This window comes from Limnohabitans sp. G3-2, assembly GCF_002778275.1.
GTDB lineage: Bacteria > Pseudomonadota > Gammaproteobacteria > Burkholderiales > Burkholderiaceae_C > Limnohabitans_A.
Genome location: NZ_NESG01000002.1, coordinates 96672 through 120832, shown reverse-complemented (window position 1 = coordinate 120832; position 24161 = coordinate 96672). Strand labels below are relative to the sequence as shown.

The following is a 24161-nucleotide window of genomic DNA, read 5'->3' as shown; positions in this document are numbered from 1 at the left end:
GCACTCGCCTTCAATAGGATTTGGGCATGCCCAAAACATGCTCGCCAACATACGACAGGATGAGGTTGGTCGAGATCGGGGCCACTTGGTACAGACGGGTCTCGCGGAACTTGCGCTCGATGTCGTACTCGGCTGCAAAACCGAAGCCGCCATGGGTTTGCAGGCAGACGTTGGCCGCTTCCCACGAGGCATCGGCGGCCAGCAGTTTGGACATGTTGGCTTGGGCGCCACAGGGCTGCTGGGCATCGAACAGACGGGCCGCTTCGTAGCGCATCAGGCTGGCGGCTTCGACGTTCACAAAGGCCCGGGCGATCGGAAACTGGATGCCCTGGTTCTTGGCGATCGGGCGGTCAAACACCACGCGCTGGTTGGCATAGTCCTTGGCCTTGTCCACGAACCAGTAGCCGTCGCCAATGCATTCGGCCGCGATCAGGATGCGCTCGGCGTTCAAGCCATCGAGGATGTATTTGAGTCCCTTGCCTTCTTCGCCGATGCGGTTTTCCACCGGGATTTCCAAGTTGTCGATGAAAATTTCATTGGTCTCGTGGTTGACCATGTTGCGGATGGGCCGCACGGTGATCGATTTGCCCACGGCCTCTCGCAGGTCCACCAGAAACACCGACAAGCCTTCGGATTTTTTCTTCACTTCGGCCAAGGGCGTGGTGCGTGCCAGCAGCAGCATGTAGTCCGAGTGTTGCAGCCGCGATGTCCAGACCTTTTGGCCGTTGACAATGTAACGGTCGCCTTTGCGTTCGGCAAAGGTCTTGAGCTGGGTGGTGTCCGATCCGGTGGTGGGCTCGGTCACCGCCATCGACTGCATGCGCAACTCGCCACTGGCAATCTTGGGCAGCAGGGCTTCTTTTTGGGCCTGCGAGCCGTGGCGCACCACGCAGCCCATCACGTACATCTGGCCGTGGCAAGCACCCGAGTTGCCGCCCGCCCGGTTGATCTCTTCCATGATCACACTGGCTTCGACCAGGCTCAGGTTGGAGCCGCCGTATTCCTCAGGGATCAAGGCCGAGAGCCAGCCGGCCGAGGTCAGGGCCTGGACGAATTTTTCCGGAAAGGCGCGGGCCTCGTCGATCTCTTGCCAGTAGCGCGAGTCGAATTGGGAGACCACGCTGCGCACGCCGTCGCGCAGGGATTCAAAGTTGTTGTCTGTGTGCATGGTGTGCTCAGTTGGGTGCGTATTGTTGGCCGCCGTCGACGTGCAAGACCGTGCCGCTCAGGTAGCCGCACACGGGGGATGAGCAATGGACGGCCAGCCGGGCGATTTCATCGGGTTCGGCCAAGCGGCCAAAGGGCAATTTCTGGGTCATCTCGAGCCAGCGCGAGGCATCGCCCAGTTTGCTGGCGGCTTGCTGCTTGAGCACGCCTTCGATGCGGTCGCTGCGGGTGGGCGAGGGGTTGATGCCGAACACGCGCACACCCTTGCGCACGCTGCCTGCGCCGATGCCCTGGGTGAACGAGATCAAGGCGCCATTGGCCGCAGAGCCGCAGATGTATTCGTAGCGCGGTGCCGCCCCGGCCATGCCGATGATGTTGCAGATCACGCCTTGTCCGCGCGACTCCATGGCCCCCAGGTACAAGCGGGTGAGGTTGATGTAGCTGAACAGCTTGAGTTCCCACGACGCACGCCAGGCGTCTTCGGCGATGTCGTGGATGCTGCCGCCCGGAATGGCGCCGGCGTTGTTGACCAGGATGTCCGCAGCTGGAAACAAGTTGAACAAAGCGCGGTCCGAGCCGGCTTGCGACAAATCGATTTCCGCGATGGCCGGGGCTGGCAAGCCTTCTTTGGCAAAAGCGGCCAGAGCGGCGTCCAGGTTGCTGCGTTGGCGCGAGACCAGCACCGGCTTGGCACCTTCACGGGCGAAGTTCAGGGCAATGGCCAGGCCAATGCCTTTGGAGCCACCGGTGACGATGACTTGTTTGTGGTCGAGTTCGAGGTTCATGCAAAAGGCCTGCAAATGGGGCAAGTCAAGGGGCTTGCCCGGGTTTCAAAATCAAGACGGTGCCAGGGGGGCGCACCCCTTTAGGCCTTGGGGGCGGGCACCTGCGCGGTGTACCAGTCGGCAATCTGTCCACCGGTCATGAAGCACACCTGCGGTGACTTCATCAACAAGTCCAGCATGCGCTCAAAGCTGGCAAAGCGGTGGGGCACACCAATCAGGTGCGGGTGCAGGCCGATGGCCAGCACGCGGGGGTGCGTGGCCGCTTCGCGTTCAAACAAGGCCAGTGTGCGCGCCAGGCGTTCGTACATTTCATCGCTGCTGTGTTTTTCGATGGCGTAGACGATCGAATCGTTGATTTCCAGGTTGTAGGGCATGGCCAGCAAGGGGCCGTTGCGCGTTTGCATCCAACCGGGCACATCGTCCACCACCCAGTCAAACACATAGTCCACGCCCTGCTTTTTTAGCAACTCGGGGGTGTCGTGCGTTTCGCGCAGACCGGGGCTGAGCCAGCCTCTGGGGCGCTGGCCCGTGAAGCGCTCGATCATGTCCAGGCTGGTCGCGATCAGGGATTCTTCGGACTCGCCCTGGTTGTGGTTCAGGCTTTTTTGGTGGACCCCGTGGCCAATGAATTCCCAGCCTGCATCGTGCATGGCTTGCGCGGCTTGGGGGTAAGCGGTGATGACCCCGGCATTGAAACTGGTGGAGGCGGGCAAACCGCGGTCTTGGATGGCCCGCAGAATGCGCGGCAGACCGGCCCGCATGCCGTAGTCGGCCCAACTGAAGTTGGGCACATCGGGCACCGTCTCTTTGCCGTGCGGCGGTGTGATGATGGTGCGCGGCATGCTCGACTCGAATTGCCAGTGCTCCACGTTCACCACCAAGTGCACCATGATGGCGCCTTCAGGCGCAGCCTTCAGCGTGGGCCCATCGTTGGAGAAGCGGTAGGGAATGCGGGGGTTGGCCATGTCAGTGTCGAATGAGGTTGAGGATGTCGAGCTTGAGCGCCGCAAAGGTTTCGCTGGCGGTGTCGGCCACGGTGCGTGGGCGCGCCAGTGGCACGGTGATCTTGGTCTGGATGCGGCCGGGGCGGGCCGACATCACGTAAATCGTGCTGGCCAAAAAAATCGCTTCGTCGATGTCGTGCGTGACAAAGATGATGGTGGGCTTGAGCTTTTGCCACACCGTGAGCAGCAGCTCCTGCATGGTCAAGCGGGTTTGTGCATCCAGCGCCCCAAAGGGCTCGTCCATCAGCAACACGCGCGAACCCAGCGTCAGAATGCGGGCAATGCCGACACGCTGGCGCATGCCGCCCGACAATTGCACCGGCAGATGGTTCTTGAAGTCGCTCAGGCCCACGATCTTGATCATTTCATGGGCGCGGTCTTCGTACTCGCTGCGGGCCATGCCTTGGACCTTGGGGCCGAAGATCACGTTTTCCCAAACAGTGAGCCACGGGAACAATGCGGCTTCCTGGAAGACCACGCCCCGATCCGGGCCAGGCGCACGCACGCCTTGGCCATCGACCAGAAGCTGGCCCTGGCTGGGTTGCTCGAAGCCGGCGATCAGGTTGAGCAAAGTGGATTTGCCGCAGCCCGAAGGCCCGAGCAGTGCCACCAGGTCGCCAGGCGCCACTTGCAGGTTGATGTCTTCCAGCGCCTTGACGGGTGTGGCACCCGGGTAGGTCTTGTAAAGCTTGTCGATGGAAATGTGGGACATAGTTGTTTCAATGGCTTTGCAGCATGCGCCAGACCAAAACCTTGCTTTCGATGAAAACGATCAGGCGATCACTTAAAAATCCCATGATGCCGATCGACACCATGTCGGCCAGCACGATGTCCATGCGCCCCACGTAGTAGGCGTCCCACAGCACATAGCCCAGCCCCGACTTGACCGCCACCATCTCGGAGACGATCACGGCCGTCCACGAGATGCCCAGGCCAATGCGCAAGCCGGTGAAGATGGAGGGCATGGCGGCGGGCAGCACCACCCGATACAGCAGTTGCTTGCGGCTCGCGCCCATCATGAGTGCGGCCCGCACCAAGTTGCGCTCGACATCGCGAGCGCCTTGCGTGGTGTTGACCACAATCGCATAAAAGCCACCCAAAAAAATCAGGAAGATGGCCCCCATGTCGCGAATGCCGAACAGGGCAATCGAAAAGGGCAACCAAGCGGTGATCGGGATCGGGCGCAGACTCTGAATGAGCGGGTCAAACAGTTGTTGAACCAGACGGCTCCAGCCAATCAGCAAGCCCAAGGGCACGCCAATGAGGGCCGCCAGCACAAAACCCTGCGCCACCCGCATCGAGGAGTACTGGACGTTGGAGACCCAAGAGCCCAGGTACGGGTTCAGGCCCATGCCGGGCGAGCCAAAAATCCAGCCGTGCCAGCCTTCCAGAACCAGCATGGGGGTAGGCAGGATGCCGGCCATGTCGGGCCGGCTGCCTGCCACCTGCCAGATGAGCAGAACCAAGGCTGGCACCAACATGCCAAGCACTGTCCGACGAAGGGTATCGAGAGAAGCGTTTGCCATGTGGGTGCTGCCTGCTTACTTCTTGAGTTCAACAACCATCGAGTCGTCGTACAGGGCGGCGGCTTCTTTGGTCACTTCTTTTTGCACAATGCCTTGCTTGAAGGCGGCTTCAGCCAAGCGCGAGACCTGGTCCTTGTTCAACACGCCACCGAGCTTGATGATCTTGGCCGATTCCTTGGTCACGTTCAGGGGCAAGCCGGTGTACTTGGAATAGGCATCGGCAAACACGTCCTTGTTCTTGCTCAGGGTTTCTTCGGCCTTGAGGTAAGCCCACAGGAAGCGGCGCACCAGCTCCTTCTTCTGGGTCATGGCTTCGCCAGAGGCGGCCAACATGCCCAGCTCTGCGCCCACCGCACGCGATTGGCTGTACTCGAGCTTTTGCGAGAAGTAAGCATCGCCTTCGGCCACGGCTTGGGACTCAAAGGGCTCCCACAGCACCATGGCATCGATGTCGCCGCGCTTCATGGCTTGCACAAAGGCGGTACCGCCCCCTTGCACGTTCACGGGGGTGAACGAGTTGTAGGGAATGTTCTTCTCGATCAAGGTCATGGCCCACTGGAACCAGACTGCCGAGCCGGGGGCAATGGCAATCTTCTTGCCATTGATGTCGCCCCAGTCGTCGATCTTGGCGCCTTTGCGCACCACCAGGTATTTGGGCGAACTGCCCACGCCGGTCAGGCCGATCAGGTTTTTGCTGCCTTGGGCGGCCACGATGGCCAGGTCACCCGCGCCCACGGCCGAGACGTCGACCGAGTTGGACAGCAAGGCGGTGCGGGCATCGGCGTAGCGCACGAACTCGGCACGCTTGACCTCGATGTTCATTTTCTTGAGCTCTTCTTCGACCAAGAGCATGGGCGAGAGGTGGCCCACTTTGACGTAGCCCACGGTCAGTGTGGCTTTGTCTTTGAGGGGGGCGGGCGCTGGGCCCAGTGCCAAGGCCATGCCGGTCGAGACCGACAGTGCAAAGCCGATGAGGGAAGTCAAAAGTTTCATCTGAATACTCCTGGGTAGGTGGTTATTGGCCGGTGAACTGAGGGGAACGCTTTTGTGCGAAAGCCAGCCGGCCTTCCGCATAATCCTTGCTTTTGAAACAGGCGTCGATGGCGGTTTCTACTGACGTCATGTCTGCTTCATCTTCTGTCAGTGCCACCAAAGTTTTCTTGGCGGCCTGAATGGTCATGGGCGCATTGGCTGCGATTTCATGGGCCAAGGCGGTGCAGTGGGCAAATACATCGTTGACCACTGCAAGGACCATGCCCATGGCTTGTGCGCTGGCCGCGTCATAGACCCGGGCGGTGTAGAAAGCCTCTGCCGTGGCCTGCGGGCCCAAGTTGTTCAGGATGCTTTTCATGTTTTCGCAGTCATACCCCAAGCCCATGCGGGCTGCAGGCATGCGAAAACGCGAATGCGGCGCGGCATAGCGCAGGTCGCAACTCAAGGCCAGGCCCAGCCCACCGCCATAGCAAATGCCGCTGATGGCCGCAATCACCGGGACGCGGCAACGAAAAATGGCTTGTTGGGTCCGCTTGACCATGTCGTTGTAGTGCGCCACCGAAGCCTCTGAGTTGCGCTGCGTTTCGAACTCGCTGATGTTGGCGCCTGACACAAACGACTTCTCACCTGCGCCGCGCAGCACACACACCCGCACGTCCGTGCGGCGGTCAATCTCTTCAAAGGCGGCCAGCAAGGCCGTCCACATGGACAGGCTCATCGCGTTGTGCCGGCTGACGTCGTCGATCGTGACCTGCGCCACATGGCCTTGCACAGCCAGATCGATGCGGCCTTCGCTCATACAACACCCCGGGCGTGAAAGCCTTCAATGTCCGCGGCAGAAAAGCCCAGACCGCCCAACACCTCGTCGGTGTGCTCGCCCCAGCCGGGCGCCGGTGCCACCACCTTGGAAGGGGTGCGGCTGAGCACCACGGGTTGGGTGATGAAATGCATGTCCTTGCCAAACTGTGTGGGCAGCGTGGTGGTCACATTCAGGTGTTTGACCTGTTCGTCCTCGAACACCTGCGGCACGGTGTACACAGGACCCGCAGGCACACCCGCCTGGTTGAGCATCGAGACCCATTGGTGCACCGTCTTCTTTGGAAACTCTTGGGCGATCAACCCGTTCAGACGTTCTCTGTGCTTGACGCGCAGGGGCTCCGTCACGAATTCGGGGTCTTGGTACCACTCGGGTTTTTGCAGCACTTCGCAAAAGCGCTTCCAGTTGCCTTCACCCGATGCGCCCAAATTGAAACAGCCGTCGCTGGCCTCGAACAAGCCCATGGGCGAGCTGGTCGGGTGGTTGTTGCCCACCTGCACGGGGATGTCGTTGTCGTTCAGGTAGCGGGCCATCTGGAAATCCATCATGGCAATTTGCGAATGCAGCAAAGAGCTTTGCACCCACTGGCCTTGGCCCGAGGTCTCGCGCTCGATCAAGGCCACCAAGATGCCAATGGCGCAGTACAGCCCAGCGCTCAGATCGGCCACCGCCAATCCAGCCCGGATGGGGCCGTGCTCGGGCTCGCCCGTCACGCTCATCAACCCGCCCATGCCTTGGATGATCTGGTCAAACCCGGGCCGCCATGCATAAGGACCGTCCTGCCCAAAGCCAGAAATGCTGGCCAGGATGATGCGTGGGTTGAGGGCTTGGAGCGAGGCGTAATCCAAACCCAGGCGGTCCTTCACATCGGGCCGCCAGTTTTCCACCACCACATCCGCCTCGGCAATCATCCGTTTGAGGATGTCCATCGCCCCCTCTTTCTTGAGGTTCAGCGTCATCGAGCGCTTGTTGCGGTTGATGTTCTGAAAATCCCCCCCCTTGCGGTTGGCGGCAAACATTGCTTCGTTCGGGTCAACCCCTTCGGGTGGCTCAACGCGCACCACGTCCGCACCAAAATCGGTCAGGATGCGCACGCAATTGGGGCCCGCACGGACGCGGGACAGGTCAATGACCTTGAAGCGAGAAAGTGCAGAGGAAGCTTGAATTTTGGGCATAAATGTTGTGCTGTATGACTTTAAAAACAAAGTCACCATCCATAAATATATTTATAGGTCATATCCGTGTTCAATGCAATATGACAAAATATCGGTGTTTGCCCTTAGAAGAAGCCCATGAAAGTCAGCGATCAAATCCGTTTGCACTTGGAAGAAGCCATTTCCAAGGGTGATTTGCTGCCCGGGGATCCGATCGACGAAGGGGCTTTGTCCGAGCAATTTGGTGTCTCCAAAACCCCGATTCGTGAGGCGCTCATCCAGTTGCAGGCCCAAGGCTGGGTCAGCAACATGCCTCGGGGCGGCAGCACGGTGGCCAAGATGAATTTGCAGCAACTGCTCAGCCTGTGGGAGTTGCTGGCCGAGCTGGAGGCCGTGGCGGTCCGCTTGGCTTGCGAGCGCATGGCCGAAGAAGACCTGCGCAAGCTGTTGGCTTTGCACGAAGAAAGCCGCTTGGTGGCCGCGGACGAGGACCTGCAGGGCTGGCAAAAGCTCAACCTGGCGTTCCATGAGCTCATTTACCAAGGCACACGCAACCCGTTTTTGCGGCAAGAAGTGTTGCGCATCCGTTTTCGCACGGGCGTTTACCGCCGCCATGCCTTCGGCGCCCTGGGCCGTTTGCAGGCCTCTTTTGAGCAGCACGAGTTGATTGTTCAGGCCCTGCGCGCGCGCGATGCCGATGCGGCTGTTTTCGCCATGCGCGACCACATGCGGCCCGGGCGCGATGCCAAAAGCCTGAACGACTTCATCCTCAATTTGCCCACCGACCTGCTCGCTTCGCAGTGAAGCGCCGGTTGTGGGGCGCCGCTTAAAATCGCATCCCATGACCTTCCTCGACATGCTGCGCGCCGCCGAGCGCCAAAACGGCTCCATGCTTTGCGTGGGCCTGGACCCCGAACCCACCAAGTTCCCGGCCGCCTACAAGGGCGACGCCAACAAGATCTACGATTTTTGTGCCCGCATCGTCGATGCCACGGCCGACCTGGTCAGCAGCTTCAAACCGCAAATCGCCTACTTTGCCGCGCACCGCGCCGAAGACCAGCTCGAGCGGCTCATGGCGCACATGCGCCGGGTGGCCCCGCATGTGCCGATCATTCTGGACGCCAAGCGCGGCGACATCGGCAGCACCGCCGAGCAGTACGCCAAAGAAGCTTTCGAGCGCTACGGTGCGGATGCCGTGACCCTCTCGCCCTTCATGGGTTGGGACTCGGTGGCCCCCTATTTGAAGTACCACGGCAAAGGCGCGTTTTTGCTGTGCCGCACCTCCAACCCTGGCGGGGACGATTTGCAAAACCAGCGCCTGGCCTCGGTGGATGGCCAACCGCGCCTGTACGAACACATCGCCCAATTGGCCCAAGGCCCCTGGAACTTGAATGGCCAGCTGGGCCTGGTGGTGGGCGCGACCTACCCAGCCGAGATTGAGCGCGTGCGCGAATTGGCCCCCACCGTGCCCATGCTGATTCCCGGCGTGGGCGCACAAGGCGGCGACGCGGTCGCCACGGTCAAGGCCGGCTGGCGCGCCAACGCAGACGGCAGCAGCGCCGGCCCGGTCATCGTCAACTCATCGCGCGCCGTGCTCTACGCATCGAGCGGTGACGACTTCGAGCAAGCCGCGCGGAAAGTCGCACTGCAAACGCGCGACACCTTGGAAGCGGCCAAGGCGGCCTGATGTCAGCGTGAGCCTGGGTGCTCCGCGATGAATTGACGCAGCGCAGCGTCAATGCGCGTTTGCCAGCCATCGCCGCTGGCTTTGAAATGATCGATCACATCGGGTGAAAGTCGGATACCGACGCGGACCTTGGTCACATCGGCCTTGGGGCGACCGCGGGGCTTCAACAAAGCATCCGTGCGCCCTTTGCTGAAAATGCCGGGCAACACCTCACGCGCGGGGCGGGCTTTGGCAAAGTCTTCTCTTTTCCATGCCGGGTTATCAATGTCGGGTGTGTGCGGTTGAACTTTTGACTTGCTCATATTGCTTAACTTCTCTGTTGTTGGCTTTGCGCAGGCTGATGACATGAACTTTGTCCACTCGTGGTGTGAAGACCACGCCATGAAGTCGACCCTGAATGAGTCCTAGCACTCTGAAACGCCGTTCACCGTAATCTTTTCGCGTGTCTTCTTTGATCAGGGCTGAGTCCCACTCAAGTTCCAACACCAAAGAAAACGGCAGGCCACGCTCGATTTCATTGCGAAGACTTTTGAGCGGGTCATAGCTGATGTCTTGATACATTTATTGTGGCCACAAAATAAAATCGTGTCAAATCTCGACGAAATTTTAAAAATGAGTCAAATAGTATTTATTATTGTGTTTGATCATGTAACAAATAAATGCTTGGGGCAAATTGAATCGGGAAGGGCAAAGTCATCCTTTGACGGCACACATGCTGGATGTGGCGGCTTGCTTCTGTGCCATTACAGAGGTCGAGTCAGTGCGGCGAGCGGTCATCCGGGATGCGGCATCTAAGGCACATGGAATTGAATTTGTTTAATAAGTTATTCGTAAATAGACCATATGAAGCCATCGATAGCGTCTGGCGATCTCAAATCAATCCTGATGTCCAAGCGCGCCAACCTGTACTACCTGGAGCATTGCCGGGTGTTGGTCAACGGTGGGCGCGTGGAGTACGTGACCGACCAAGGCAAGCAATCTTTGTACTGGAACATCCCCATCGCCAACACCACCACGGTGCTGCTTGGCAGTGGCACCTCCATCACACAGGCGGCGGTACGCGAACTGGCCAAGGCGGGGGTGATGTTGGGGTTTTGCGGAGGTGGCGGTACACCCTTGTTTGCGGCCACCGAACGCAGCGTGGACGTTGAATGGTTGTCACCTCAAAGCGAGTACCGCCCCACCGAATACCTGCAGCACTGGTGCCGCTTTTGGTTTGACGATGCCCTGCGCTTGGAGGCAGCAAAGGCTTTTCAGTTGGCTCGTCTGCAAGCTCTGAAGCAACATTGGGCTCGGGCCAAACTCTGGGGTGATGCACCTGCTGCCCCAAGCCCCGACGCCCTGGCGCAGTTGGTGCACATCAGCCAAGTCGCTGTCGGGGCCGCGACCGACCAAACGGCCTTGCTCACCGAAGAAGCGCGTTTGACCAAACAGCTCTACCGCCTGGCCAGTGCTGCGGTGCGCTACGGCGAATTCACGCGTAGCAGCCGGGGCGAGAGTGTGGACGCAGCCAACCAGTTTCTAGATCATGGCAACTACTTGGCCTACGGTTTGGGGGCCACGGCAACTTGGGTGTTGGGCTTGCCGCACGGTTTTGCGGTATTGCACGGCAAAACCCGACGTGGTGGTTTGGTGTTTGACGTGGCCGATTTGGTCAAAGACGCATTGGTCTTGCCACAAGCCTTCGTCAGCGCGGCGCGGGGCGACAGCGAACAAGACTTTCGCCATGCCTGCATCGAATTGTTCACGCGGCACGAGACGCTGGATTTCATGATCGACACCCTCAAAGCCGTGGCGTTGCAGTTGGGGCAAAAAGCACAAGCAAACGCACAAGCACAAAACCAGGCCGCCAAACAAGCAAGCACAGGCGGTACGGCATGAATGTGCTCTTTGTCAGTCAGTGCGAAAAACGCGCCCTCACCGAGACGCGACGGATCTTGGATCAATTCGCAGAGCGTCGCGGTGAACGTACTTGGCAAACCACCATCACCCAAATGGGTTTGAACACCGTGCGCAAACTGCTGCGCCAAACCGCTCGCAAAAACACGGCGGTGGCCTGCCACTGGATACGCGGCCTTGACCACAGTGAATTGCTCTGGGTGGTGGGTGACAGCAAGCAATTCAACGCCGTGGGGGCTACGCCAACCAACACCACGCAGCGCAAAATCTTGCGCCAAGACGACGAGAACGATTGGCATACCGGGCATGACATTCACCTGCTCACCGTGCTGGCTGCGCTTTTGCACGATTTGGGCAAAGCCAGCGTGGCTTTTCAAAAACGCCTCACGGGCGATTTGACCGAGCGAAATCAATACCGCCATGAGTGGGTGTCGCTGCGCTTATTTCAAGCCTTTGTGGGGCAAGACAGCGATGCGCAATGGCTATCCCGTTTGGTCAATCCCACTCAGGCTGACGACGAAAGTTGGACTGCGCCAGAGCGTTTTCAGCGTGACGGTGTGGACAGTAATACCGAAGCCCCTTTTGTCGCAATGCAAAACGCACCGCTGGCGCAGGCGGTAGCTTGGCTGGTGGTTACTCATCATCGTTTGCCGCAAGAGCCAGATGACAACATCGACACCGAAGCCGCATTGGCTGACGTGCTCCAGAACGTCACCGCCTATTGGAATGAAGACTCCAGACCTCGCTCGGGCAAAGACGATGACGAAAGCGAAACCACAAACAGGCCAACTCGCAAAGCCTTGCCCGTAGAAGCTTATTGGGACATCCCCGCCAGCCACCTGCCCGTGACCACCGCGCTGTGGCGCAAGCGGGCTGCGCGGGTGGCGCAGGGTTTGCTCAAGCGTTTGGAGTTGTCCAAGCACAGCGCTTGGTTGGGCAACCCCTACCTCATGCACGTTACGCGCCTGTGCTTGATGCTGGCCGATCACCACTACTCGCGTTTGAGTTTTGATGTGAAAGATGGCAAGCCTGTTGCCATGCAAGGCCGTGTCGAAGGCCAAACCCATGCCAGCGGAAAACCCAACTTTCCGGTCTATGCCAACACCTACTTTGACAAGCTGACAAACAAAACGGTTTTCAATCAAACATTGGACGAACACCTGTTGGGCGTGGCCCAGCACGGCGGCGAAGTCACCCGCGCCTTGCCCAGTTTGCAGCGCGAATTACCCGGCCTGTGTCAACACAAGGGTTTAAAAAAACCCAGCACCGAACTGCGATTTCGATGGCAAAACAAAGCCTTTGACTTGGCTTCCAGCCTGCGCACCAATGCTCATGTGCAAGGCGCGTTCATCGTCAACTTGGCCGCCACGGGCAGCGGCAAAACCTTGGCCAACGCCCGCATCATGTACGCCTTGGCCGACCCTGCAAAGGGCATGCGCTGCGCGTTTTCCTTGGGGCTGCGCACACTCACTCTGCAAACCGGGCGGGCGTTTCAAAGCCTACTTAATTTGAGCGAAGAAGACCTTGCCATTCGGGTGGGCGGTGCCGCGCAAAAAGCCTTGTTTGAACACCAGCAACAAGAGGCTGAAAAAAGCGGTTCGGCCTCTGCGCAAGACTTGATGGACGAGGGCAGCCATGTGCTGTTTGAGGGCAACCCCGACGCCCATCCCTTGCTCAAACGTGTGCTGCACGATGCGCACAGCAAAAGCCTCATCACCGCCCCCCTGCTGGTCTGCACCATCGACCACTTGGTGCCCGCCACCGAAAGCACGCGCGGCGGTCACCAAATTGCGCCCATGCTTCGCCTCATGAGCAGCGACTTGGTGCTGGACGAGCCCGACGACTTTGACATGGCCGACCTGCCCGCGCTCACGCGCTTGGTGTTTTGGGCGGGTTTGCTGGGCTCGCGCGTGCTGCTGTCGTCTGCCACCTTGCCGCCCGACATGGTGCAGGGCCTGTTTGCTGCCTACGCCCGAGGGCGTGCGCACTTTCAAGCCAACCGGGGCGAACCCGGCCTGACCTTGAATGTGTGCTGCCTGTGGGTGGATGAATTTGATGTGCAGCACAGCGCCTGCCCCGACGCCGCCCGCTTTGCTGCTGAGCACCAGCAATTTGTGACGCAGCGCTTGGCACGCTTGAAGCGCCCCAAGCCCGAGCAAGAGCGTCCGGCCCGTTTGGCACAACTGGCCAAGTTGGACTTGAAAGAGGGGCCAAACAACCCCGAAGATTTGCCCCGCCAATTCGCCGAGCGCATTGCCCAACTGGCCTCCAAGCTGCACCAAGCCCACCACAGCCCAGACACGAAAAGCACCAAGCGTGTGAGCTTTGGCTTGGTGCGCATGGCCAACATCGAGCCTCTGGTGCAGGTGGCCCGAGCCCTTTACCAGCACCCCTGGCCCGAAGGTCTGCACGTGCACCTGTGCACTTATCACTCGCAATACCCCTTGCTCTTGCGCTCTCGCATTGAGCAGCAGTTGGACGCAGCCCTCAACCGCAAAACGCCCAATGCCGTGTTTGACTTGCCCGACATTCGCCAACGCATCAACGCCCACGCGGCGCAAGACCAGCTTTTCATTGTGCTGGGCTCGCCCGTGACCGAGGTGGGGCGCGACCACGATTACGACTGGGCCATTGTCGAACCCTCGTCCATGCGCTCGCTCATCCAACTGGCTGGGCGCGTGCGCAGACATCGGCCCTTGAAGGTGGGCGAAACCCACATCACCACGCCCAACATTCGCGTGTTTCAGTACAACTACAAGCATTGGAAACAAAGCGGCAAAGCACAGCCTTGCTTTGTAAAACCTGGGTTTGAAAACACCTGCGAGGCCTTCAAGCTGAAAACGCACGACATGGCCCAACTGATACAGCCTTTGCTGAACAAACAGGCCATGTTCACCATTGATGCAAGCCCACGTCTGCAAGCCCCCGCCGTGCTGAATGTCCAAACATTGCTGCCCGATTTGGAACACGCTCGCATGCAAGACACCATGCTGGCACGTACAAACAGCGATGCCCCGCTGAACGCCGCCACCTGCTGGCACCTGCCCCCGCACGACGCCACCCTCACAGCCACTTTGCCCCGCATGCAGCCTTTTCGCTACGACAAAAGCGACAAGCGTAAAGAGGTGGAATTTCGCCTTATGCCCAATGAAGAGGGTGATGCAGTGCAGCTTGAAAAAGTGGTGGAGACACGACAAGGATGGGGCAAAAAAACAGCGGTGTGGATCAGCGCCAACAGCGAGTGGGAACAACTTCCCGATAAGCATCTGCAAGCCGAATGCATCAGCCCCTGGTGCGCCAGCAACTACTTACAAGCCCTGAGCGATTTGGCCGAACAACTGGATATGCCAATGCAGGATTGCGCCCAAAAGTTTGGAGGCATCACCCTAAAAGAATCGAAGGACAGCAATGTGATTACGCGCTGGCAGTTCCACCACGCTTTGGGGTTTGAACGGATGAAGTAGGTATTGCATGGGTATGGATAGCCAATATTTTCGAGAGCATTTTTTAACGAAAGGGGTGAAGATGGATAAAAACAAAAGTGAAGCGTTGCAAAAAATAATTCACGAGTTTTTGCAAAAACGGCTTAACGACAAGCTGGAAAAACTGAAGGACGACGACCCCAAACGGGCTGAACTTCAGCAGCAGATACAAGCGCGGTTTCAAGCCGAAAACTGGCTAGAGAATGCCGCAAGGCGGGCGGGTCACATACAAGCCGTGACGCATACGCTCAAAGCGATTCATTCTGGTGCTAAAGGAGGAAGTAGCCTGCATGCACACCCTGCCAGTCTTAAAAAATTGCCCATAGTAGGTAGCCACTGTTTGGGGAATGAGTACACACTTGATGTGACAGGAGATGCAGGTGTTCTAGATGTTTTTGACTTTTTAAGCCGCGAGTTCGATGGACAAACCTTTCTAGAGCTTGCTGTGAATAACGACGTTGCATTGGCCACTGCACTGTCAGACGATGCCGAGCAAGCAAAACGCTGGATGCAATCCTTTGCGGCTTTGCTGGAGATTGAAGACCAACCTTCCGCGCACACATTAGCCAAGCAAATGTACTGGCCTATCTCGTCAGATGTAGAAAACGACGCTGCTTTCCATCTTCTAGAACCACTTTTTCCAAGCTCTCTGGTGCATAAAGCATACGAACTTATTCATGGTGATTTAGATGCTGCAAAGCACTACAGAAATAGCAAAAGCCCAAAGTTCAAGAACCAACAGATAGAACTTTCTGACAAGGCCAGAGCATGGCAAGCGCAAGAGAAGGGTGTGATGCACGAGTTGGCTGTAAGCAAGTACCCATTGCTTGCAGTTAAAAACATCGGTGGGCAAACCATTCGGTCGAAAGGAAATGTCAGCCGACTCAATCAAGTTCGCCAAGGCGCAAATTATTTGTTGGCCTCCGTCCCTCCGCAATGGGTTTCACAACCCTTGAAGCCCCTGCTTAACACCGAATCGATGTTCGGGCGTTATGGGCGCAGGGCGGAGGTGAAAACCGAGCTTCGGACTTTGCTGAAGTTTTTGAAGACCGACCCGCCCGCAACGCTGCCCACACGCAACCGCCGGGCCCAGCATGTGAACGCCTTGCTGCTGGAGCTTTTGCAATTCACCACGGAATTGCGCGAGTTGGAGTCGGGCTGGGTGGCGCAGCCTGAGTGCAAACTCAAACCACAGCACGCGTTTTGGCTTGACCCCGAAGGCGCATGGCAGCAAGCACACGCGCAAAACCAAACACCGCCCACGGACACGCTGAACGTGGTGAGTGAAGACTTTGCCCTGTGGTTCAACCACCAATTACAAAGCACCCCAGCAGGCAGCCTGCCCGTGGGCGACCCCGAGTACAACGTGTGGCGCAAGCTGTGCGAAGAGGCCCTGAAAGCCTATGAGCGCGGCGGCTTGGAGGAAGCCATGTGCTGGCTCGACATGCGGGCCGACGAGCTGGCCGACACCACAGCGCAAAACGCCAAGCAAGAGGTGGCCCATGTCTAAGCACCTGCTCACCCTGCCGCGCTTGCGCGTGCAAAATGCCAATTGCATCAGCAGCCCCATGACCTGGGGCTTCCCAGCCATCACCGCGTTCACCGGCTTCATGGTGGCGCTGCAACGGCGTTTGATGCAAAAAGCGGGCGAGGCCAATGCTCTTGCTGCCAGCCTGCGCTTTGAATCGGTGGGCGTGGTCTGCCACCGCTTTGAGCCGCAAGTCACGACCGGCGGCTACACGCGCAGCTTTGCCCTCACGCGCAACCCGGTGCTGCAAGACGGCGGCACAGCCGCCATCGTGGAGGAAGGGCGTGCGCATTTGGACATTTCTCTGGTCTTCACCGTGCATACAGCCCAAGGCTATGTGAGTGACGAAGACGCGCAAGCCGCCGCAGAGGCCGTGGCCGCCGAGGTGGCGGGTATGCGGCTGGCGGGGGGCAGCATCATGCCGACCTTGCAAAAGCTGCGAGCCCCCCAGCGTACACCGCGCATGGAGGTGCTCAAGGCCGAGCCTGAAGACCAGCTTAAACAGTTCAAGCAACTGCGCCGCCGCTTGCTGCCGGGCTTTGCCTTGGTCACGCGCGACGACGTGCTGCAGCAACGCCTTCAAACATTGCAAGCCGAGCATGCGGCCCAAGCCACTACGACGAGCGCCAGCGCCGCGCCCACGCTGCTGGACGCGTGGCTGGATTTGTCGCGCATCAACCACCGTGCGCAATCGGATGAAGCCACAGGTCAAGTGACTTGGAAACAAGACGCGCGCCCAGGCTGGCTGGTGCCCATGCCCGTGGGCTTTGCCACCTTAAGCAGCTACGAGACTGGCACCGTAGCCAACGCTCGCGATGCGAACACGCCCTTTCGCTTTGTCGAAAGCGTGTACTCCATCGGTCAATGGGTCAGCCCACACCGCTTGGAGATCGCCGAAGCCTTCATGTGGAAACCCGAGTACGACCCAGAACTGGGCTTGTACCGCTGCGTGAACGGCTACCGCGCACCCGATGACAAGGCCCCAAGCGCTGAGGCCGACATGGCCGCAGAGCGTGGAGACAGCGAAAACGACACCTCATCTTCCAACCCCAACCAACTTGACTTTGATTAATTTTTTAAGGAGCAAACACCATGGCAAAGAAAGCATCAAAACCCGCATGGGACATCACCCCACCTGTATTGGCTTTTGAAAGAAAGCTTGATCCATCAGATGGAATTTTTTATGCAGGGCGCTGGAATGACCGAGCAAATGAGTCACTCTGGCAAGCGATAAAAGTTACTGAAAAATCCATAAGGGGAACGATTTCGAACGATTTGCAAACGAAAGACCATGATCCGGCGGAACTGGACGCGGATATTGGTAACCCTAACTTGCAGACCGTAGATGAATCTAGACTGCCCCCAAATCTCGACACGCTGAGAGTGCAGTTCAGCATGAGGATATTGCCGGGATTCGCACATCCTTCCGCATGCAACATCCTGTCGTATGAGTCGAGACTAAAAGAGATCGTGACTGACTATATAAACAACTTCGGTTTAAAAGTCCTTGCGAGCCGCTATGCACAAAACTTGGCCAATGGCCGCTTTTTATGGCGCAACCGCATGGGCGCTGAAAACGTGGAAGTGCGTGTGGCCCACATGGTGGACGGTAAAGCCAAAGAAAGCTGGATGTTTGATGCGTTAAAAACCTCACTCTGCGACTTTTCTGGCTCAAACAATAAGGGCGGCGACGTGCAACCCTTGGCCGCTTTGATTGAAAACGGTTTGAGCGGTCAGCAACACGTGCTTTTGCACATTACCGCTTTTGTGCGCGTGGGGGTAGGGCAAGAGGTATATCCATCTCAGGAGTTGATCTTGTCTGGACAAGAGAGAACTCTTAGTGATGGAAAAAAAGCCAGAAAAGGGAAGACTTTGTACAAAGTCGCTGACACCGCTGCCTTGCATTCTCAAAAAATTGGAAATGCAATTCGAACAATTGATAACTGGTATCAGGGGGCTGATATCACTAGCCCCATTGCCGTAGAGCCTTATGGTTCTGTCACGAACAAATCTTTCGCGTATCGCAAACCAACTGAAACCAACGATGACTTCTACACGCTACTGGGTAAGTGGATGTGCGGTAAAGAACTATCAGACGAACAAAAAAATTTTGTAATCGCTGTTCTGATCCGTGGAGGTGTTTTTAGTCGAGCAAAGGGTAAAAAATCAAGCGAAAGTAATGGACAAAACGCAGAGGACTGAGCGCCATGAACCACTACATCGACATCCACCTGCGGCCAGACCCAGAGTTTCCCGCCACCGTACTGCTCAACGCCCTGTACGCCAAGCTGCATAAAGCCTTGGTGGCGCTCGCCACGCAAAGCGTCGGTGTGAGCTTTCCTGCACACACCAAAAAGCACCTGGGCAACGTGCTGCGCCTGCACGGCAGTGCGGCCGACTTGACTGCGCTGCAAGCCCAGCCGTGGCTCGGGGCCATGCGCGAACTGGTGCAAACCAGCCCTATCGCCACCGTGCCCGCCACGGCGCAGCACCGCGGCGTGCGCCGCGTACAGGTGCAAAGCAGTCCCGAGCGGGTGAAGCGCCGCTTGGTCAAACGCCTCATGCAGCGCGAGGGCATCAGCGAGGCGCAGGCGCAAGCATGCATCCACGTGCCGCTAGCGCCCAAGCTGAGCGACCCGTTCATCAACCTGCAAAGCAACAGCACAGGCGGGCAGCGCTTTCGCCTCTTCGTCCGCCACGGCCCCATTCAGACCAAGCCTGTGTCGGGCGAATTTGGTGCCTACGGTTTGAGTAGTCAAGCTACCGTGCCCTGGTTCTGACCCTTTTTTTCTGGCCCAGTTGCAAACCCTTGTAAATCAAGGACTTGCAACAGGGGTTGGAATTTGGGATTTTTTGGACATCCCTAAAAATACCCTGACGGGTCAAACACTTAGTGGCGATTGGGTGTAGTTCACTGCCGTGTAGGCAGCTCAGAAAGCGTTGACGCTGACCGCGCTCGCACTGAGCTTGTTCACTGCCGTGTAGGCAGCTCAGAAAAAATATGGGACACCGCGCAAGCCATTACCCAAGTTCACTGCCGTGTAGGCAGCTCAGAAAAATGCCGAAGTGGAAAACCACAGCTTTGAGGTGTTCACTGCCGTGTAGGCAGCTCAGAAATCGGCGTGGGTTAGGCCGCGTTTGGGGGTCATGTTCACTGCCGTGTAGGCAGCTCAGAAACAGGCGGCCGACGTCAAAACGAGAAACGACCAGTTCACTGCCGTGTAGGCAGCTCAGAAAACTGTGCGCGAGTTCAATCCCCACTATGACCCGTTCACTGCCGTGTAGGCAGCTCAGAAAAATTGCTTGGCCTCTTTGACCGCTGCGGCGCGGTTCACTGCCGTGTAGGCAGCTCAGAAATGCTCGGCCAGGGTGATGCGCTCGGCGTAGTTGTTCACTGCCGTGTAGGCAGCTCAGAAATCATAAGCACAAACGGCCCCGGCAATGGCCATGTTCACTGCCGTGTAGGCAGCTCAGAAATCGATGACCGATTGCGCCACGCTGTTGCAGATGTTCACTGCCGTGTAGGCAGCTCAGAAATTGATGTTGCCAAGACAATTCTGAACCGTGAAGTTCACTGCCGTGTAGGCAGCTCAGAAAACAACTGCCCGATGCCAACATGGCAAGACCACGTTCACTGCCGTGTAGGCAGCTCAGAAATTGATGCCGTCCGCCGTCTCAATGGCTTCTTTTGTTCACTGCCGTGTAGGCAGCTCAGAAAATCGCCCATGCATGACAGCACGTCATCCCAAAGTTCACTGCCGTGTAGGCAGCTCAGAAATCAAGTGGGCGTGGGAGATCAACGTGCCCGAGGTTCACTGCCGTGTAGGCAGCTCAGAAAAGCGTGAGGCGCGTGCCGCCCCGGCTTAAAAAGTTCACTGCCGTGTAGGCAGCTCAGAAACTGGCAAGCGCCCGCCGTGGGCGCCCGCCAGCGTTCACTGCCGTGTAGGCAGCTCAGAAAATTGACAAGCTGGAGGCACAGCGCACATGGGTGTTCACTGCCGTGTAGGCAGCTCAGAAAGAATAAGGGGCTTTGCCATCGATTTCCATAATGTTCACTGCCGTGTAGGCAGCTCAGAAAACAAAGGTCAGGCTGGCCGCCGCGCCGCTGTTGTTCACTGCCGTGTAGGCAGCTCAGAAAACTTGGGCCGGGTAGAGCGTGGCGCTGGCCACGTTCACTGCCGTGTAGGCAGCTCAGAAAGACACCGAGCCCAACGTGCTCGACACCCTGAAGTTCACTGCCGTGTAGGCAGCTCAGAAATATTCAGAATGGCTCCGGCTTGGGGCGACCCTGTTCACTGCCGTGTAGGCAGCTCAGAAATTACTCAGAATGGCTGCGGCTTGGGGCAACCCGTTCACTGCCGTGTAGGCAGCTCAGAAAATTGGCCAGTAAAGCGCCCACGTGCGCACCATGTTCACTGCCGTGTAGGCAGCTCAGAAAACCGGGCGTAATGCATTGACAAAATCCAACCCGTTCACTGCCGTGTAGGCAGCTCAGAAATTGGACTAAGGATCATTCACGAAGCGCTTGCAGTTCACTGCCGTGTAGGCAGCTCAGAAAGCAGGCGTGACAGACGAGCGTGGTGGCGAATCGTTCACTGCCGTGTAGGCAGCTCAGAAAACATAGCGCGCGTACAGCGTGTGTGTGCCTGCGGTTCACTGCCGTGTAGGCAGCTCAGAAAAAGAAGGGCTTGGTGCAGGTGTAGGGCGTGCCGTTCACTGCCGTGTAGGCAGCTCAGAAAAATTCAGCTTGACTTGGACATGACCGCACCAAGTTCACTGCCGTGTAGGCAGCTCAGAAAGCCTTGGCCCTCGCGCAAGTGATGCACTTGGGGTTCACTGCCGTGTAGGCAGCTCAGAAATACACGGGCCAAGCGGGCACCGTCCACAACCCGTTCACTGCCGTGTAGGCAGCTCAGAAATTTTGGCCGCATCCCTTGTCGGTTGGGTACTGGTTCACTGCCGTGTAGGCAGCTCAGAAAGTTTTCGGGCCACTGGCCTCAAGCCCCTCATCGTTCACTGCCGTGTAGGCAGCTCAGAAAATCCAGGCGCTGATCGTCAAAGCCAGGGATGAAGTTCACTGCCGTGTAGGCAGCTCAGAAATCAGTTAGCGAAACTCATTTGTGTCGCTTCTTGTTCACTGCCGTGTAGGCAGCTCAGAAAGCTCAGCGCGAGGTGCTGGTGCATGGACAGCGGTTCACTGCCGTGTAGGCAGCTCAGAAAATGCCCCGCAATGTTGCACCAAGTCGCAGCCAGTTCACTGCCGTGTAGGCAGCTCAGAAAAAAGGGAAGGCGCAGGAGAATCAAATGACTACGTTCACTGCCGTGTAGGCAGCTCAGAAATTGGAGGCGCTGGCAGATCAGCCAGCACCCGTGTTCACTGCCGTGTAGGCAGCTCAGAAAAAAACAACAGCGGCAAAACACCACCCAAGCCTGTTCACTGCCGTGTAGGCAGCTCGGAAAACCACCCCCATCGCACCCCTCAAGCGCTTTGAGTTCACTGCCGTGTAGGCAGCTCAGAAAAGCTTGCAGTAGCTGTCGCCGCCGTTGGCCGAGTTCACTGCCGTGTAGGCAGCTCAGAAAGCCGTGCCTGGAAGCGGCGCCAAGCTCGACGCGTTCACTGCCGTGTAGGCAGCTCAGAAATCGCAGGTGCTCAAGACCGAGGTGTTGCTGAAGTTCACTGCCGTGTAGGCAGCTCAGAGAGATGACCCGTGGGCGGCTATTTCTCCAGAGAAGCTTTAGCAGCCTGCTGCGCCTTGTAAACCAGTTTGCGCGCCATGCTCCAGCGGTGCACTTCGCTCGGGCCGTCATAAATGCGGAAGGCGCGCATGTCCATGAAGATGCGCATCACGGGGGTTTCGGTGGTCACGCCTTGACCGCCGAGAATTTGCACGCAGCGGTCCACCACGCGCCATTCGGCTTCGGAGCAAGCCACTTTGGCGCGGCTCGATTCAAAGCCGCCTTTGTGGCCTTGGTCCAGCAGCCAGGCGGTGTGCCAGATGTGCAGCCGTGCGGTGTGCAGGTCGATGTCGTTGTCGGCCAGCATGAAACCCACACCCTCGTGCTCGGCCAGTGCTTTGCCAAAGGCTTGGCGGCGGCTGGCGTAGGCCAGTGCGATGTCGTGTGCGCGCCGGGCCTGTCCCAGCCAGCGCATGCAGTGCGTCAGGCGTGCGGGTGCCAAGCGAATTTGGGCGTAGCGAAAGCCTTGGCCCACTTGGCCCAGCACATCGGTGGCGGGCACACGCAAGTTGTCGAAACGCAGCACGCCGTGGCCACCGGTGAAGCAGTTGTCCATCGCGTCCATGCTGCGCTCGAGCGTGATGCCCGCTTTGTTCATGTCGGTCAAAAACATGGTGGCCGTGCCGTCTTCCATGCGGGCCATGACGATGGCGTAATCCGCACCGTCGGCCCCGGTGATGAACCATTTGACGCCGCTGATCAGGTAGTCGTCGCCCTCTTGCACCGCGGTGGTTTGGAGCATCGACGGGTCAGCACCAGCCCCTGGGTCGGGCTCGGTCATGGCAAAGCACGAGCGCGTGAGGCCCGCCACCTGCGGGCGCAGCCAGCGCTCCTTTTGCGCGGGGGTGGCCACTTCTTCCATGAGGTGGATGTTGCCTTCGTCGGGGGCGTGGATGTTGAGCGCGGTCGGCCCCAGGTTGGAGTACCCGGCCTCTTCGAACACCACCGCCTTGGCCATGTGGCTCAGGGCCAGGCCGCCCATCGCCAAGGAGGCATGCGGCGTGAGCAAGCCCGCTGCGCGTGCGCGGGCCACCAGCTCGCGGCGCAGGTCTTCGGACGGGCCGTGCAGGCCGTGGCGCGGGTCGCCCTCGAGGGGGATCACTTGCTCGGCAATGAACTGCCGCGTGCGGTCGCGCAGGGCAGCAATGTCTGGTGGAATGTCAAAGTTCATAGGCCAGCCGTGGAAGGTCAGTGGATAAGCATCTGTGCATGCCCCGATTTGAATGGCTGCAGCACTTGCGCGCTGTCCGCCCTGTGACTGGCTGTCATGTCTGTGCCAGTCTGGGCGCGGTCCTGGTGCTAGCCTGCAGGCCTGCGCTGACCCAAGGAAACCCCATGAAGCTCTACACCGCCCACCGTGCCCCCAGCCCTCGCCGGGTGCTGATGTTCTTGGTCGAGAAAAACATCACCGGCATCGAGATGGTGAACATGGACCTTAACGGGGGGGAGCACCGTCAGCCCGAGTACCTGGCCAAAAGCCCCTTGGCCAAAGTGCCTGCGCTGGAGCTGGATGACGGCCGCGTCATCACCGAAACGCGGGCGATCTGCACCTTGCTCGAAGGCCGCTTTCCTGAACCCAACTTGATGGGGGTGGACGGTGACGAGCGGGGCTTCATCGAGATGGCCGACCGACAGGTGGAGCTGTATTTGCTGGGCGGCATCGCCAACGCGATCCGCCACAGTCATCCGGGCTTGGCGGCTTTGGAGAAGCCCCAGTTCCCCGAGTTTGGCCGCTCGCAGGCAGAAAAGGTGCGGGATGTGGCGCGGGGTTTTGACCAGCGCCTGCAAAGCCAGCCCTGGGTCGCGGGCGAGCGCTTCACGATTGCCGACATCACCGCGTTTTGCGCGTTGGAGTTTGCACGGGGCTTGATGAAGTTTGTGCCGGGTGACGAAGGCATGGATGCCTTGCAAGCCTGGCGCGACCGCATGAACGAGCGCCCCAGCGCCAAAGCCTGATCGGATGCAAGTGGCCGCGAGCCCCTGCTCGCGAAGGCTGTGGCCAGGCGCAAGCCGCACAGTGCACCGACATTCGGCCGCAGGGGCGGCCTCCCACAGAGACAGCATCCCTCAGGGGTGGCCTTCCACAGGGGTGGCCTTCCACAGGGGTGGCCTTCCACAGGGGTGGCCTTCCACAGGGGTGGCCTTCCACAGGGGTGGCCTTCCACAGGGGTGGTCTTCCACAGGGGTGGCCTTCCACAGGGGTGGTCTTTCACAGGAGTGGCCTCCCACAATGGTGGCCTTTCAAGGGCAGTGATCCAAGTGGGAGCGAGCCCCTGCTCGCGAAGGCATGTGGCCATGCGCAAGCCGCACAGTGCACCGACATTCGGCCGCAGGGGCGGCCTCCCACAGAGACAGCATCCCACAGGGGTGGCCTTCCACAGGA

The 24161-nt window shown here is 58.7% G+C and carries 21 protein-coding genes and 1 CRISPR repeat array; of the genes, 10 read left to right on the top strand and 11 right to left on the bottom strand.

Annotated elements, in window-relative coordinates; all coding sequences use genetic code 11:
- Positions 1–10 precede the first annotated feature (10 nt).
- From B9Z31_RS02700 to B9Z31_RS02665, 8 genes are all read right to left on the bottom strand, one after another.
- Entirely contained in the window at positions 11–1168 is a 1158-nt protein-coding gene (locus tag B9Z31_RS02700; RefSeq protein WP_100118034.1) for an acyl-CoA dehydrogenase family protein, read from the bottom strand.
- A gap of 7 nt (positions 1169–1175) precedes the next feature.
- Entirely contained in the window at positions 1176–1952 is a 777-nt protein-coding gene (locus B9Z31_RS02695; RefSeq protein WP_100118325.1) for a short-chain dehydrogenase/reductase, read from the bottom strand.
- A gap of 80 nt (positions 1953–2032) precedes the next feature.
- The gene (locus tag B9Z31_RS02690) at positions 2033–2917 is read right to left on the bottom strand and encodes a polysaccharide deacetylase family protein (RefSeq protein ID WP_100118033.1); all 885 of its coding nucleotides are present in this window, start codon (positions 2915–2917) and stop codon (positions 2033–2035) included.
- 1 nt (position 2918) lies between these two features.
- Positions 2919–3668 (bottom strand): ABC transporter ATP-binding protein, encoded by a 750-nt coding sequence (locus B9Z31_RS02685; protein ID WP_100118032.1) that lies wholly within the window; start codon positions 3666–3668, stop codon positions 2919–2921.
- 7 nt (positions 3669–3675) lie between these two features.
- Positions 3676–4437 carry an ABC transporter permease gene (locus tag B9Z31_RS02680; RefSeq protein WP_233200658.1) on the bottom strand — a complete coding sequence of 254 codons (762 nt, stop codon included), beginning with the start codon at positions 4435–4437 and terminating at the stop codon, positions 3676–3678.
- A gap of 60 nt (positions 4438–4497) precedes the next feature.
- A complete protein-coding gene (locus B9Z31_RS02675; protein ID WP_100118030.1) occupies positions 4498–5475 on the bottom strand; it encodes an ABC transporter substrate-binding protein in 978 nt (325 codons plus the stop codon).
- Positions 5476–5497: 22 nt separating this feature from the next.
- The gene (locus B9Z31_RS02670) at positions 5498–6274 is read right to left on the bottom strand and encodes an enoyl-CoA hydratase (protein ID WP_100118029.1); all 777 of its coding nucleotides are present in this window, start codon (positions 6272–6274) and stop codon (positions 5498–5500) included.
- Positions 6271–7467 (bottom strand): CaiB/BaiF CoA-transferase family protein, encoded by a 1197-nt coding sequence (locus B9Z31_RS02665; RefSeq protein ID WP_100118028.1) that lies wholly within the window; start codon positions 7465–7467, stop codon positions 6271–6273. The genes B9Z31_RS02670 and B9Z31_RS02665 overlap by 4 nt, the downstream gene beginning before the upstream one ends.
- Before the next feature lie 117 nt (positions 7468–7584).
- Here B9Z31_RS02665 and B9Z31_RS02660 point away from each other — a divergent pair, with 117 nt between their 5' ends.
- Complete coding sequence (locus B9Z31_RS02660) at positions 7585–8250, top strand: GntR family transcriptional regulator (RefSeq protein WP_100118027.1); 666 nt, start codon at positions 7585–7587, stop codon at positions 8248–8250.
- A 37-nt stretch (positions 8251–8287) separates the two neighbouring features.
- On the top strand, positions 8288–9133 hold the full coding sequence (gene pyrF, locus B9Z31_RS02655; RefSeq protein WP_199174419.1) for an orotidine-5'-phosphate decarboxylase: 846 nt from the start codon (positions 8288–8290) through the stop codon (positions 9131–9133).
- 2 nt (positions 9134–9135) lie between these two features.
- On the opposite strand, the gene B9Z31_RS02650 is transcribed toward pyrF, so the two are convergent.
- The gene (locus tag B9Z31_RS02650; protein WP_100118026.1) at positions 9136–9435 is read right to left on the bottom strand and encodes a BrnA antitoxin family protein; all 300 of its coding nucleotides are present in this window, start codon (positions 9433–9435) and stop codon (positions 9136–9138) included.
- Positions 9395–9694, bottom strand: coding sequence for a BrnT family toxin (locus B9Z31_RS02645; RefSeq protein WP_100118025.1), 300 nt, complete (start codon positions 9692–9694; stop codon positions 9395–9397). The genes B9Z31_RS02650 and B9Z31_RS02645 overlap by 41 nt, the downstream gene beginning before the upstream one ends.
- A 112-nt stretch (positions 9695–9806) precedes the next feature.
- Between B9Z31_RS02645 and B9Z31_RS15710 the strand changes: the two genes are divergently transcribed.
- The 7 genes from B9Z31_RS15710 to cas6f all read left to right on the top strand — a co-directional run bounded on the left by B9Z31_RS15710 (position 9807) and on the right by cas6f (position 18822).
- Positions 9807–9953, top strand: a complete 147-nt coding sequence (locus B9Z31_RS15710) for a hypothetical protein (protein WP_369804624.1) — start codon at positions 9807–9809, stop codon at positions 9951–9953.
- A gap of 65 nt (positions 9954–10018) precedes the next feature.
- On the top strand, positions 10019–11014 hold the full coding sequence (gene cas1f, locus B9Z31_RS02640) for a type I-F CRISPR-associated endonuclease Cas1f (protein WP_233200657.1): 996 nt from the start codon (positions 10019–10021) through the stop codon (positions 11012–11014).
- Positions 11011–14496, top strand: coding sequence for a type I-F CRISPR-associated helicase Cas3f (cas3f, locus tag B9Z31_RS02635; RefSeq protein ID WP_100118023.1), 3486 nt, complete (start codon positions 11011–11013; stop codon positions 14494–14496). Before cas1f ends, cas3f begins: the two co-directional genes overlap by 4 nt.
- Positions 14497–14509: 13 nt before the next feature.
- On the top strand, positions 14510–16024 hold the full coding sequence (gene csy1, locus B9Z31_RS02630) for a type I-F CRISPR-associated protein Csy1 (RefSeq protein ID WP_158235648.1): 1515 nt from the start codon (positions 14510–14512) through the stop codon (positions 16022–16024).
- On the top strand, positions 16017–17114 hold the full coding sequence (gene csy2 / locus B9Z31_RS02625; RefSeq protein WP_100118021.1) for a type I-F CRISPR-associated protein Csy2: 1098 nt from the start codon (positions 16017–16019) through the stop codon (positions 17112–17114). The genes csy1 and csy2 overlap by 8 nt, the downstream gene beginning before the upstream one ends.
- A 20-nt stretch (positions 17115–17134) precedes the next feature.
- Positions 17135–18244 carry a type I-F CRISPR-associated protein Csy3 gene (csy3, locus tag B9Z31_RS02620; RefSeq protein WP_100118020.1) on the top strand — a complete coding sequence of 370 codons (1110 nt, stop codon included), beginning with the start codon at positions 17135–17137 and terminating at the stop codon, positions 18242–18244.
- 5 nt (positions 18245–18249) lie between these two features.
- Complete coding sequence (gene cas6f, locus B9Z31_RS02615; RefSeq protein WP_100118019.1) at positions 18250–18822, top strand: type I-F CRISPR-associated endoribonuclease Cas6/Csy4; 573 nt, start codon at positions 18250–18252, stop codon at positions 18820–18822.
- A 129-nt stretch (positions 18823–18951) separates the two neighbouring features.
- Positions 18952–21742: direct repeats of the CRISPR family, unit length 28 nt; unit sequence GTTCACTGCCGTGTAGGCAGCTCAGAAA.
- Positions 21743–21758: 16 nt separating this feature from the next.
- Here the strand turns inward: cas6f and B9Z31_RS02610 are convergent.
- Positions 21759–22949: an acyl-CoA dehydrogenase family protein gene (locus tag B9Z31_RS02610; protein ID WP_100118018.1), complete on the bottom strand. Its 1191-nt coding sequence runs from the start codon at positions 22947–22949 to the stop codon at positions 21759–21761.
- 164 nt (positions 22950–23113) lie between these two features.
- Between B9Z31_RS02610 and B9Z31_RS02605 the strand changes: the two genes are divergently transcribed.
- Positions 23114–23734: a glutathione S-transferase family protein gene (locus B9Z31_RS02605; protein ID WP_100118017.1), complete on the top strand. Its 621-nt coding sequence runs from the start codon at positions 23114–23116 to the stop codon at positions 23732–23734.
- Positions 23735–24161: the final 427 nt, after the last annotated feature.

What these genes read in the sequence shown, in the direction of transcription:
- B9Z31_RS02700 (WP_100118034.1), bottom strand. Translation starts at nt 1,168, where the DNA reads ATGCACACAGACAACAACTTTGAATCCCTGCGCGACGGCGTGCGCAGC.
- B9Z31_RS02695 (WP_100118325.1), bottom strand. Translation starts at nt 1,952, where the DNA reads ATGAACCTCGAACTCGACCACAAACAAGTCATCGTCACCGGTGGCTCC.
- B9Z31_RS02690 (WP_100118033.1), bottom strand. Translation starts at nt 2,917, where the DNA reads ATGGCCAACCCCCGCATTCCCTACCGCTTCTCCAACGATGGGCCCACG.
- B9Z31_RS02685 (WP_100118032.1), bottom strand. Translation starts at nt 3,668, where the DNA reads ATGTCCCACATTTCCATCGACAAGCTTTACAAGACCTACCCGGGTGCC.
- B9Z31_RS02680 (WP_233200658.1), bottom strand. Translation starts at nt 4,437, where the DNA reads ATGTTGGTGCCAGCCTTGGTTCTGCTCATCTGGCAGGTGGCAGGCAGC.
- B9Z31_RS02675 (WP_100118030.1), bottom strand. Translation starts at nt 5,475, where the DNA reads ATGAAACTTTTGACTTCCCTCATCGGCTTTGCACTGTCGGTCTCGACC.
- B9Z31_RS02670 (WP_100118029.1), bottom strand. Translation starts at nt 6,274, where the DNA reads ATGAGCGAAGGCCGCATCGATCTGGCTGTGCAAGGCCATGTGGCGCAG.
- B9Z31_RS02665 (WP_100118028.1), bottom strand. Translation starts at nt 7,467, where the DNA reads ATGCCCAAAATTCAAGCTTCCTCTGCACTTTCTCGCTTCAAGGTCATT.
- B9Z31_RS02660 (WP_100118027.1), top strand. Translation starts at nt 7,585, where the DNA reads ATGAAAGTCAGCGATCAAATCCGTTTGCACTTGGAAGAAGCCATTTCC.
- pyrF (WP_199174419.1), top strand. Translation starts at nt 8,288, where the DNA reads ATGACCTTCCTCGACATGCTGCGCGCCGCCGAGCGCCAAAACGGCTCC.
- B9Z31_RS02650 (WP_100118026.1), bottom strand. Translation starts at nt 9,435, where the DNA reads ATGAGCAAGTCAAAAGTTCAACCGCACACACCCGACATTGATAACCCG.
- B9Z31_RS02645 (WP_100118025.1), bottom strand. Translation starts at nt 9,694, where the DNA reads ATGTATCAAGACATCAGCTATGACCCGCTCAAAAGTCTTCGCAATGAA.
- cas1f (WP_233200657.1), top strand. Translation starts at nt 10,019, where the DNA reads ATGTCCAAGCGCGCCAACCTGTACTACCTGGAGCATTGCCGGGTGTTG.
- cas3f (WP_100118023.1), top strand. Translation starts at nt 11,011, where the DNA reads ATGAATGTGCTCTTTGTCAGTCAGTGCGAAAAACGCGCCCTCACCGAG.
- csy1 (WP_158235648.1), top strand. Translation starts at nt 14,510, where the DNA reads ATGGATAGCCAATATTTTCGAGAGCATTTTTTAACGAAAGGGGTGAAG.
- csy2 (WP_100118021.1), top strand. Translation starts at nt 16,017, where the DNA reads ATGTCTAAGCACCTGCTCACCCTGCCGCGCTTGCGCGTGCAAAATGCC.
- csy3 (WP_100118020.1), top strand. Translation starts at nt 17,135, where the DNA reads ATGGCAAAGAAAGCATCAAAACCCGCATGGGACATCACCCCACCTGTA.
- cas6f (WP_100118019.1), top strand. Translation starts at nt 18,250, where the DNA reads ATGAACCACTACATCGACATCCACCTGCGGCCAGACCCAGAGTTTCCC.
- B9Z31_RS02610 (WP_100118018.1), bottom strand. Translation starts at nt 22,949, where the DNA reads ATGAACTTTGACATTCCACCAGACATTGCTGCCCTGCGCGACCGCACG.
- B9Z31_RS02605 (WP_100118017.1), top strand. Translation starts at nt 23,114, where the DNA reads ATGAAGCTCTACACCGCCCACCGTGCCCCCAGCCCTCGCCGGGTGCTG.